Source organism: Streptomyces sp. NPDC058274 (assembly GCF_042881375.1).
Lineage (GTDB): Bacteria > Actinomycetota > Actinomycetes > Streptomycetales > Streptomycetaceae > Streptomyces.
Map to the genome: position 1 here is coordinate 232,687 of NZ_JBHVXW010000006.1, position 10,640 is coordinate 243,326.

Here is a 10,640-nt window from a genome sequence, read left to right on the forward strand (position 1 = left end):
AAGTGCGTGAGCGGCGGGGGCGGTGGGCGGGAGGTCGGCGGCAGCGCCGTCGGGCGGCCCGAGGGCGGGTGGCGTCGACGGCGCGGAGGGTCCGTATTCAGTCATGCCAACAAACGTAGGCCAACGCGTGTTGACAGTCCGTAGGGGTCGCCCTATGCTGGCAAACGAGCGTTGGCCTACGTTTGTTGGCCTACGCGGGTTGGCAGTCGGTGGCCGGTAAGTGCCGGTTGGCAACCGGGAGTTGGCCGGTCAAGGTCAGTGAACGGCAGGAGGCAAACGTCAGTTTGCCAACCGTGGTGGGCGAACGCCGGTAGGCATTCGGCAGTTGGTACTGGGCAGTTGGTAAACAGCAGTTGGCGAACACCCGTTGGCCAACTAGCGTTGGCATCAGGAGGTCGCGATGAACGGCAACACCCACCCCACGGCGTCGTCCACCCCATCCAGCGCATCGTTTGCATCTTCGGCGTCCTCGGCCTCCGCGTCCTCGGCCTCCACCGCCGACAGCCCATCCACCCCCTCCGTCCCGTCCCCCGCCTCAGCCCCCTCTGGGGCAGACCGTCCCTCGCTCGGGTGCCGGGATGTGGTCGTCGTCGGCTCCGGGCCCACCGGGCTGCTGCTGGCCGGTGATCTCGCCACCGCCGGTATTCCGGTCACCCTGGTCGAGAAGCGCGCTCACGAGATCAGCAACCTGTCGCGCGCCTTCGTGCTGCACGCCCGCACGCTGGAGCAGCTCGACGCCCGCGGTCTCGCCGACGAGCTGGAGGCCAAGGGGCAGGCACTCGACCGGATTCGCCTCTTCGGCCGGCTCACCGTCCCTCTCGACACGTTGCCGTCGCGCTTCAACCACCTGCTGGTGCTGCCGCAGTACGAGGTGGAGAAGGCGCTGGAGCGGCGTGCGGTCGAGGCGGGGGTGCGGTTCGTGTACGAGACCGAGGTGACCGGGCTGACCCAGGACGCGGACGGGGTGACGCTGAAGGTCCGCGGTCCCGACGGGAAGCCGGACTCGCTGCGGGCCGCCTACGTGGTCGGTGCGGACGGTCTGCACAGCGTGGTGCGCAAGGCGATCAAGCTGTCCTTCCCGGGGAAGTCCGTCATCCGCTCGGTCGTGCTCGCGGACGTGCGGCTCGAGGAGAAGCCCGAGCAGGTGCTGACCACCGACGCGGTCGGCGACGCCTTCGCCTTCATCGCGCCCTTCGGGGACGGCTACTACCGCGTGATCGGCTGGCACCGCGGCCGTAACGTCCCCGACTACGCGCCGCTCGACCTCGACGAGGTCAAGGAGATCGCCCGGCTCGCGCTCGGCCGTGACTACGGGATGCACGACGCCCGCTGGATGTCCCGTTTCCACAGTGACGAACGGCAGGCGCCCGCGTACCGCGTGGGGCGGGTGTTCCTCGCCGGGGACGCCGCGCACGTGCACACCCCGGCCGGCGGCCAGGGCATGAACACGGGCCTCCAGGACGCGGCGAACCTCGGCTGGAAGCTGGCGGCGGTGCTCGACGGGTACGCCGACACCGCCCTGCTGGACGCGTATCAGGGCGAGCGGTACCCCGTCGGTACGTCCGTCCTGCGCAGCAGCGGTGGCATCGTCCGGCTGGCCATGGCCAAGTACCCCTGGACGCTGGCCTTCCGCGCCGCGCTCACCACCGTCCTCGGCCATGTCGGCCCCGCCCGCACCCGGATGACCGGTCAGATCACGGGCATCGGGTACGCGTATCCGGCGCCGCGCGGGGCTCATCCGCTGGTCGGCAAGCGGGTCCCGGACGTGGCCCTGAAGAGCGGCCGCCTCTACGAGGCGCTGCGCGGCGGACGGTTCGTGCTGATCACTCCGGAGCCGTACGAGGCGGGGGAGGTCGGGGAGGCGGGGGCCGGCAAGAGCCGTCTCGCCGTGGAGCGTTGGGCGAGCGGGCGGCGTACGACCGTACTGGTGCGGCCCGACGGATACGTGGCCTGGGCCGCGGAACCGGAAGGCGCCGGACGGACCGTGGACGCGTCGGCGATCCGGAGCGCACTGGCCGACGCGGGCGCGATCGACACACGGTCCGCCGCGCTGCGGTGACGTGCGGCCGGCAGCTCCGCCTTCGCGGACCTGGAGCTGTGCGGCCGGTCCGCCGTGGCGTGTTGACGTGCCGCCGGGCGGCTCCGCCTTCGTGAACCCGGATTAAGGTGCCGGCCCGCCAAGGGGCGGGGGAGTGTGCTCAGTCCGTTGTGGCGGAGAGCAACTGACGCAACAGGTCGGCCAGTTGGCCGGCCTGTTCTGCGTTGAGCGCATCGAGGGCGGCGGTCTGGGTGGCGAGACCCACGCCCACCGCCTCGTCGATCAGGCGGTGGCCCTCGTCCGTCAGGGTCACCTGGAGTCCGCGCCGGTCGTGCGGGTCGGGCGAGCGGCGCAACAGCCCGGCGCGCTCCAGTTTGTCGAGGCGTCCGGTCATCCCGCCGGTGGTGAGCATGAGCGTCGCCGAGAGCTGGCGGGGCGAGAGGGTGTAGGGCTCGCCGGAGCGGCGCAGGGTGGCGAGCGCGTCGAACTCCCCGCGGGAGATGCCGAACTTCGCGTACGCCTTCTCCATGCGGTCGCCCATGGCGCGCGAGAGCCGGAAGACGCGCCCGAAGACCTCCATCGCGGCGGTGTCGAGGTCGGGCCGGACGGCGGCCCACTGCTCGATGATCGCGTCGACGGCGTCCTTGTTGTGCGGGTTCGCGCTCATGGGTCGAGTATCGGGCGGCTGCCGGTCGGCCGCAAGAAAGTAGCTTGGCGGAAACTTGCTTGACGGGAAGTAGCTTAGCGCTAAGCTATTTCCATCGGCCTGCTCCCGTCGACGTACGGCGGGGGAGGCCGCCCCGAGCGGCAGTTGCTGCTCTCACCTAACGGAGGGGCCGTCATGACGGACACGACACAAGGCTCTCGCCGGCCGATCGTCACGAGGAACTCTCGTCGGCCGGTCGCCGCCGGGCGCTCGCGCGGGCCGGTCGTCACCGGGCGCTCGCGCGGGCGGGTCGCCGCGAAGGGCTCGAACGGTGCGGCGAAGGGCTCCCGCGGACCCGCGGCTACGCGGCGGTCCGTGACCGTCCTGCTCACCGCGCTCGCCCCCGTCTCCTGGGGCAGCACCTATGCCGTCACCACCGAGTTCCTCCCGGCGGACCGCCCGCTGTTCACGGGCCTGATGCGGGCCCTGCCCGCCGGCCTCGTGCTGCTCGCGCTGGCGCGAGTGCTGCCGCGCGGCGCCTGGTGGTGGAAGTCGGCGGTGCTGGGCGCGCTGAACATCGGCGCGTTCTTCCCGCTGCTCTTCCTCTCCGCGTACCGGCTGCCCGGCGGGATGGCGGCGGTCGTCGGGTCGGTCGGCCCGCTGCTGGTGGCCGGGCTCGCCGCGCTGCTGCTGGGGGAGCGGCCGACCGCACGCACCCTGCTCACCGGGATCCTGGCCGCGCTCGGGGTCAGCCTGGTGGTGCTCAAGGCGGCCGGGGCGCTGGATGCCCTGGGCGTCCTCGCGGCCCTCACCGCGACCGCGTCGATGTCCACCGGGACGGTGCTCACCAAGCGGTGGGGGCGGCCGGACGGCGTCGGGCCCCTGGCACTGACCGCATGGCAGCTGACGGCGGGCGGTCTGCTGATCGCGCCGCTCGCTTTCCTCGTCGAAGGGGCCCCGCCCGCGCTGGACGGGCGGGCCGTCGGCGGCTATCTGTATCTCGCGCTGGCGAACACGGCGATCGCGTACTGGCTCTGGTTCCGCGGCATCGGGCGGCTGACCGCGACCCAGGTCACCTTCCTCGGCCCGCTCTCACCGCTCACCGCGGCCGTCATCGGCTGGGCGGCGCTCGGTCAGCTGCTGACGCCGCTCCAGTTGGCGGGCATGACGCTGGCGTTCGGGGCGACGGTGCTGGGGCAGCTGAGGCCTCGCCGCGCGGTGCGCGCCACCTCGCCGGAATCGGCCGGCTCCGGCGGGGCCGTCTCACCTTTCAGTTCAACTGAAAGGAATAGTCGAAAAGATTCGATGGACGTGACAGTTCCGGCGCTGCGACGGTAGGGGCGACGCACCACCCCCTACCGAAAGGCAAGTGATGCCCGTGACAGTCCTGGCCCGGACCCGCCCCTCGACCCACCGGCCCCCCACCAGCACCCACCGGCCCCGGACCTGCACCCACCGGCCCCGGACCTGCGCCCACCAGACCCGCAGCTGGACCCTCGGTATCGCCCTCGCCGCCCTCGCCACGGTCGTCTGGTCCGGCAGCTTCGTCACCTCGCGGGCCCTGCACGACAGCGTGCCGCCCGTGCAGCAGGCCTTCTGGCGCTGGATCATCGCCCTCGTCGTGGTGGCCCCGTTCGCCGGGCGGGAAGCCTGGCGGCGGCGGGCGGTACTGCGCCGCCATCTCCGTCACCTCCTCCTCGCCTCCCTCCTCGGGGTCACCGTCTACAACACCCTGGTCAACCAGGCGGGTGTCTCCACCTCCGCCGGCAACATGGGCCTGATCATGGCCGCGTCGCCGGTCCTGATGGCGGTGTACGAGCGGGCCGGCGGCGTACGCCTCGGGGCGCGCCGGATCACCGGGATGCTGATCGCCTGCGCCGGCGTCCTGCTCCTGATCGGCAAGGGCTCGGCATCGCTCCACTTCGCGCCCGGCGACCTCTGGATGCTCGCGGCGGCCACGAGCTTCGCCTCGTACAGTGCCCTGCTGCGCCGCAGGCCCGCCGAACTCACCGGCCCCGTCTTCCTGTTCGCCACCTTCGCGCTGGGCACCGCGATGCTGCTCCCGGCGTACGCGGTGAGCCTCACCGTCCAGGGCGGCTTCGCGGCGACGCCCGCCACCGTCGGCCCGCTCCTCTACGTCGGCGTGTTCTCCTCCGCGCTCGCCTTCTTCGCCTGGAACAAGGCGATCTCCCTGGTCGGCGCGGCCCGTGCCGGAGCGGTCTACTACCTCCAGCCGGTGTGCGCGGCCGGTCTGTCGTTCGCCGTTCTGGGCGAGCCGGTGCGCTGGACGCAGGTGATCTGCATGGCGCTGATCCTCGGCGGAGTCGTCCTCGGCACCGCCGCCAAGGGCCGCTGAAGCGGCACGTCCGCGCGGGTCGATAGGTTGCCGCCATGGCCGAGTACGACAGGTGGGACATCCGGAAGCTGCTGATCCTGCGGACCCTGCGGGAGCGAGGCACCGTCACGGCGACCGCCGAGGCCCTGCTGCTGACGCCCTCGGCCGTGTCGCAGCAGCTGACCAATCTGGCGAAGCAGCTAGGGGTCCCGCTGCTGGAGGCACAGGGCCGGCGGGTGCGGCTCACCGACGCGGCGGAGCTGGTCCTGCGGCACGCGGCGGCGGTGTTCGAGCAACTGGAGCGTGCCGACGCCGAGTTGGCCGCGTATGTGCACGGGGACGTCGGCGAGGTGCGGGTCGGGGCGTTCTCGACGGCCGTACCCGCGCTGGTGGTTCCCGCGGTGCGGGTGCTGCGGACGACGCGGCCCGGGATCTCCGTGCAGGTACGGGAGGCCGAGGCGGCGGAGGCGTACGAACTGCTCGCCGCGGGTGCGGTGGACCTCGCGCTGTCGCTGGCCGTGCAGGCCCCGACGGCGGCCGACCCCCGCTTCACCCGGGTGCCGCTGCTCGCCGACCCGCTCGATCTCGCGCTCCCGCGGGACCACGCGCTGGCCGGCGCCGACGCCGTCCGGCTTGCCGATCTCGCCGCCGAGCCCTGGATCTTCGGTGGCAGCGGGCCCTGGTCGGACATCACGCGGGGCGCGTGCGAGGCCGCCGGGTTCAGCCCCCATCAGGGGCACTCCGCGGCCGGCTGGACGGCGATCCTGGCGATGGTCGAGGCGGGCATGGGCGTCGCGCTCGTACCGCGGATGGCCGCCGTACGGCGCGACGGTGTGGTCATGCGGGCCCTGGACGCGGACCGCCCGCACCGGCATGTGGTCGCGGCGGTGCGCCGGGGTGCCGAGGAGGGCGTGGCGGTCGCCCGGGTGCTGGCCGCACTGCGCGAGGTGGCCGCGCGGCTCGACCGCTGACGCGAAGGGGGCACCCGGCACATCACCGCCCCCCACCGCTGACGCGAAGGGGGCACCCGGCACATCACCGCCCCCCACCGCTGACGCGAAGGGGCGCCCGGCCATCGCCGGACACCCCTCAACTCACGTACAGCCGACCCACGTACAGCCGACAACGCACAGGCCGACCCACGTACAGCCGACAACGCACGGGCCGACCCACGTGCAGCCGACCCACGTGCAGCCGACCCACGTACGGGCCGCCCCCGGGACCGCTGACTAAACCGCGCTCGCCGCCGCGTCCGCCGCCTGGGCCTTCAGAGCGCGCTCGACGCCCGAGCGGGCCTCCGAGATCAGGCGCCGCAGGGCCGCGTTCGGTTCGGCGGCGGCCAGCCACGCGTCCGTCTTCGCGAGGGTCTCCTCGGAGACCTGCACGGAGGGGTAGAGCCCCACCGCGATCTGCTGGGCCATCTCATGGGAGCGGGAGTCCCAGACGTCCTTGACCACGGTGAAGAACTTGTCCGTGTAGGGCGCGAGCAGTTCACGCTGACCGGTCTGCACGAAGCCGCCGATCACCGCCTCCTGCACGGCGTTCGGGAGCTTGTCGGACTCCACGACCGAGGTCCAGGCCTCCGCCTTCGCCTCCTCGGTGGGCCGGGCCGCGCGGGCGGTGGCCGCGTGGCGCTCGCCCGCCGCCGTGTTGTCCCGCTCGTACTCGCCGGTGATCTCCGCCTCGTCGTAGCGCCCGACCGCCGCGAGCCGCTGGACGAACGCCCAGCGCAGCTCGGTGTCGACGGCCAGGCCCTCGATGGTCTCGCGGCCGTCGAGCAGGGACTCCAGCAGGTCCAGCTGCTCCGGCGTGCGGGCGGTCGCCGCGAAGGCGCGTGCCCAGGCCAGCTGGTGGTCGCTGCCCGGCTCCGACGTCCGCAGGTGCGCGAGGGTCGCGTCCGTCCAGCGGGTCAGCAGGGTCTCGCGGGCGGCCGGGTCCGCGTACAGCTCGATCGCCAGCTTCACCTGACGGTGCAGCGACTGCACCACGCCGATGTCGGACTCCTTGCCGATACCGGAGAGGACCAGGGAGAGGTAGTCACGGGTCGCGAGCTCCGCGTCGCGCGTCATGTCCCACGCCGAGGCCCAGCACAGGGCGCGCGGCAGCGACGACTCGAAGTCGCCCAGGTGCTCCGTGACGAACGCGAGGGACTCCTCGTCGAGACGCACCTTCGCGTACGAGAGGTCGTCGTCGTTGAGCAGGATCACCGGCGGACGGCGCTTGCCGGCCAGCTGCGGTACGGCGGTCAGCTCGCCGTCGACGTCCAGCTCGACGCGCTCGTCGCGCACCAGCTTGCCGCTCGCCTCGTCCAGGACGTACAGGCCGACCGCGATGCGGTGCGGGCGCAGCGTCGGCTCGCCCTTCGCGCCGGCCGGCAGCGCGGGGGCCTCCTGGCGGATCGCGAAGGAGGTGATGACACCGTCGGCGTCGGTCTCGATCTGTGGGCGCAGGACGTTGATGCCGGCCGTCTGGAGCCACTTCTGCGACCAGGTCCCCAGATCGCGGCCGCTGGTCTCCTCCAGCTTGCCCAGCAGGTCGGACAGGCGGGTGTTGCCGTACGCGTGCGCCTTGAAGTAGGCCTGCACACCGCGGAAGAACTCGTCCGTGCCGACGTACGCGACGAGCTGCTTGAGGACTGAGGCGCCCTTGGCGTACGTGATCCCGTCGAAGTTGACGAGCACGTCGTCCAGGTCGCGGATCTCGGCCATGATCGGGTGCGTGGAGGGCAGCTGGTCCTGCCGGTACGCCCAGGTCTTCATGGAGTTGGCGAACGTGGTCCACGAGTGCGGCCAGCGCGACTCGGGGTGGTACGCCTGGCAGGCGATCGAGGTGTAGGTGGCGAAGGACTCATTGAGCCACAGGTCGTTCCACCACTCCATGGTCACGAGGTCGCCGAACCACATGTGAGCCAGCTCGTGCAGGATCGTCTCGGCACGCACCTCGTACGCGGCGTCGGTCACCTTGGACCGGAACACGTACTGGTCGCGGATGGTCACCGCGCCCGCGTTCTCCATCGCGCCCGCGTTGAACTCCGGCACGAAGAGCTGGTCGTACTTCTTGAACGGGTACGCGTAGTCGAACTTCTCCTGGAACCACTCGAAGCCCTGCCGGGTGACCTCGAAGATGGCGTCCGAGTCGAGGAACTCGGCGAGCGACGGCCGGCAGTAGATGCCGAGCGGCACGGACTGCCCGTCCTTCTCGTACACGCTGTGGACGCTGTGGTACGGACCCACGATCAGGGCCGTGATGTACGACGAGATGCGCGGCGTCGGCTCGAAGACCCAGACGTCGTCCTTGGGCTCGGGCGTCGGCGAGTTGGAGATGACGGTCCAGCCCGTCGGCGCCTTCACGGTGAACTGGAAGGTCGCCTTCAGGTCGGGCTGCTCGAACGAGGCGAAGACGCGCCGGGCGTCCGGCACCTCGAACTGCGTGTACAGGTAGGCCTGCTGGTCGACCGGGTCGACGAACCGGTGCAGCCCCTCACCGGTGTTGGTGTACGCGCAGTCGGCCACGACGCGCAGGACGTTGCGGCCCTCCAGCAGACCGGGGAGCGCGATCCGCGAGTCGGCGAAGACCTCGGCGGGGTCCAGCGCGTCACCGTTGAGGATCACCTCGTGGACGGCCGGTGCCACCAGGTCGATGAAGGACTCCGCGCCGTTCTCGCCGACATCGAAGCGCACCGTGGTCACGGACCGGTAGGTGCCTCCCCCGCTCTCGGCTTCGCCCGCGGCGGAGGTGCCCCCACCCTGCGCGCCGGAGAGGTCGAGATCGATCTCGTACGAGTCAACGGTGAGCAGCTTCGCCCGCTGCTGCGCCTCTTCGCGGGTCAGGTTTGTGCCAGGCACGCGGTCATCTCCTCATGGTTCAAAAGGTGTGGCGCGACGGCGCCACGTTGGGGGGTGGTGGGCGGATTGCGCCATCCTTCCACGGGACCTGTACGGAATGCGATGTCCGTTTCCCGCCGGTGAGCGGCCCGCGCGGGCGCGAGCCTGGGAACATGACGACTTACACCGCACGACCCGTCGAGCCGGCGGTCCTGAAGGAACTGCGTGAGACGGACGACGCCGGACGGCCGCTCGCCCCGTTCACCGACGACGAGGGCGACGCTCCGCTGCGCTGCTGCCTGCGCCGCAGTGCGGCCGGTGAGCGGATCGCCCTGGTGTCGTACGCGCCCCTGCGGCGCTGGGCCGCGGAGACGGGGGCCCGGCCGGGGGCGTACGACGAGCAGGGGCCGGTCTTCGTCCACGCCACGGAGTGCGCGGGCCCGGACGGCGGCCGGTACCCCTTCGCGCGGCCCGGCGTGCTGCGCACGGTCCGCCGCTACTCCGCCGACGGTCACATCCTGGGCGGCCGTCTCCTGGAGGTCCCGGACACCGCCGACGCGGCGCTCGACGAGGCCTTCGCGGAGGCCTTCGCCGACCCGGCGGTCGCCCTGGTCCACGTCAGGGCCGTGGAGTACGGCTGCTTCCTCTACGAGGTGCGCCGGCCGTAGGGCATCCCGGGTCCCGGCCCCGGGCACCCGCCGGGCGAGCACGCCACCCCCGTCGTCAGGAGGTCAGCGCTCCGACTCGCTGGGGCGGATGAGCAGTTCGCTCACGGCTGCGTGCGGGGGCCGCGTGACGACGTACTCCACGGCGTCGGCGACGTCCATCGGGCTCAGTCGCTCGTACGGACGCGTCTGGGCGACCAGCGCCCGCCGGACCTCCGGCGGGAACAGCTCGGTGGCCACCGCGGCGGGTTCCAGCACCGAGACGCGGACCCGGCGGCCGGCCACCTCCTGGCGGAGCGACTCGCTGTACGCGTTCAGTCCGTGCTTGGTCGCGTTGTACACACCGGATCCCTGGTGGACGACGCGCCCCGACAGGGAGCTGACGTTGACCAGGTCGGCGACCTTCCGGGGCTCGTTCTCGGCGGCGTCGATCAGATGCGGCAGGGCGGCGTGCGCGCAGTACAGGGTGCCGAGGAGGTTCACCCGCACCATCTGCTCCCAGTCCGCGACCGACGCGTCCAGCATGGGGCCGCGCCGGGCCACGCCGGCGTTGTTCACGAGGATGTCGAGCCGTCCCCAGGTCTCGACGGTGCGCTCCACCGCCGCGCGGGCCTGCTCCTCGTCGGCCACGTCGGCCGCCAGGGGCAGCGCCCGTCCGCCCGCCGCCGTCAGCTCCGCCGCCAGCTCGGTGAGCCGGTCCTCGCGGCGTGCCACCAGCGCGACGGCAGATCCGCGCGCCGCGAGGACGCGCGCCACGGCGGCGCCTATGCCGCTGGACGCGCCGGTCACCAGGGTGACGGTTCCCTTCAGGTCCACTTCGGTCATGGCCGTACTCCTTCGCTTCGGTGCCTTCGGGTTCGAGTGAGAAGCTCACCACCTACCTTGACACAAACCTACTAAGAAGGTTGCGTGTATTCACGTTCCGTTGGCTGAGAGTCCGATGGCCACCGTCGGCCGGGAGGACGCGGACATGCCGAGGGGGCGCCCCCCCGGGGCCGGGGGGGGCCCCCCCCCGGCGGGGGGGCCCCGGCGCCCCCGCCCCCCCGGGGGGCGGGGGCGGGGGGGGGGGGGGGGGGAACAAACCCCCGCCCCCCGGGACACCCCACTCAGTGCGGCAACGTAGCGGGACTCC

The 10,640-nt window shown here is 72.1% G+C and carries 8 protein-coding genes; 5 read left to right on the top strand and 3 right to left on the bottom strand.

The window, feature by feature from the left end; translation table 11 throughout:
• The first annotated feature begins 580 nt into the window (after nt 1–580).
• Nucleotides 581–2,059, top strand: coding sequence for an FAD-dependent monooxygenase (locus ACFVYF_RS15220; RefSeq protein ID WP_389455668.1), 1,479 nt, complete (start codon nt 581–583; stop codon nt 2,057–2,059).
• Between the two features lie 139 nt (nt 2,060–2,198).
• Here ACFVYF_RS15220 and ACFVYF_RS15225 read toward each other — a convergent pair whose 3' ends face one another.
• A complete protein-coding gene (locus ACFVYF_RS15225) occupies nt 2,199–2,705 on the bottom strand; it encodes a MarR family winged helix-turn-helix transcriptional regulator (protein ID WP_389455669.1) in 507 nt (168 codons plus the stop codon).
• 354 nt (nt 2,706–3,059) lie between these two features.
• On the opposite strand from ACFVYF_RS15225, the gene ACFVYF_RS15230 reads away from it, so the two are divergent.
• From ACFVYF_RS15230 to ACFVYF_RS15240, 3 genes are read left to right on the top strand one after another with little or no spacing between them, the layout of a single operon-like run.
• Nucleotides 3,060–4,022: an EamA family transporter gene (locus ACFVYF_RS15230; RefSeq protein WP_389455670.1), complete on the top strand. Its 963-nt coding sequence runs from the start codon at nt 3,060–3,062 to the stop codon at nt 4,020–4,022.
• Between the two features lie 34 nt (nt 4,023–4,056).
• The gene (locus ACFVYF_RS15235) at nt 4,057–5,040 is read left to right on the top strand and encodes a DMT family transporter (RefSeq protein ID WP_389455671.1); all 984 of its coding nucleotides are present in this window, start codon (nt 4,057–4,059) and stop codon (nt 5,038–5,040) included.
• Nucleotides 5,041–5,075: 35 nt separating this feature from the next.
• Nucleotides 5,076–5,990: a LysR substrate-binding domain-containing protein gene (locus ACFVYF_RS15240; RefSeq protein WP_389455672.1), complete on the top strand. Its 915-nt coding sequence runs from the start codon at nt 5,076–5,078 to the stop codon at nt 5,988–5,990.
• A 258-nt stretch (nt 5,991–6,248) separates the two neighbouring features.
• On the opposite strand, the gene pepN is transcribed toward ACFVYF_RS15240, so the two are convergent.
• Nucleotides 6,249–8,864, bottom strand: coding sequence for an aminopeptidase N (gene pepN / locus ACFVYF_RS15245; protein WP_389455673.1), 2,616 nt, complete (start codon nt 8,862–8,864; stop codon nt 6,249–6,251).
• Nucleotides 8,865–9,016: 152 nt separating this feature from the next.
• Between pepN and ACFVYF_RS15250 the strand changes: the two genes are divergently transcribed.
• Nucleotides 9,017–9,511: a DUF1203 domain-containing protein gene (locus ACFVYF_RS15250; RefSeq protein ID WP_389455674.1), complete on the top strand. Its 495-nt coding sequence runs from the start codon at nt 9,017–9,019 to the stop codon at nt 9,509–9,511.
• 63 nt (nt 9,512–9,574) lie between these two features.
• On the opposite strand, the gene ACFVYF_RS15255 is transcribed toward ACFVYF_RS15250, so the two are convergent.
• Nucleotides 9,575–10,333, bottom strand: coding sequence for an SDR family NAD(P)-dependent oxidoreductase (locus ACFVYF_RS15255; protein WP_389455675.1), 759 nt, complete (start codon nt 10,331–10,333; stop codon nt 9,575–9,577).
• Nucleotides 10,334–10,640 lie beyond the last annotated feature (307 nt).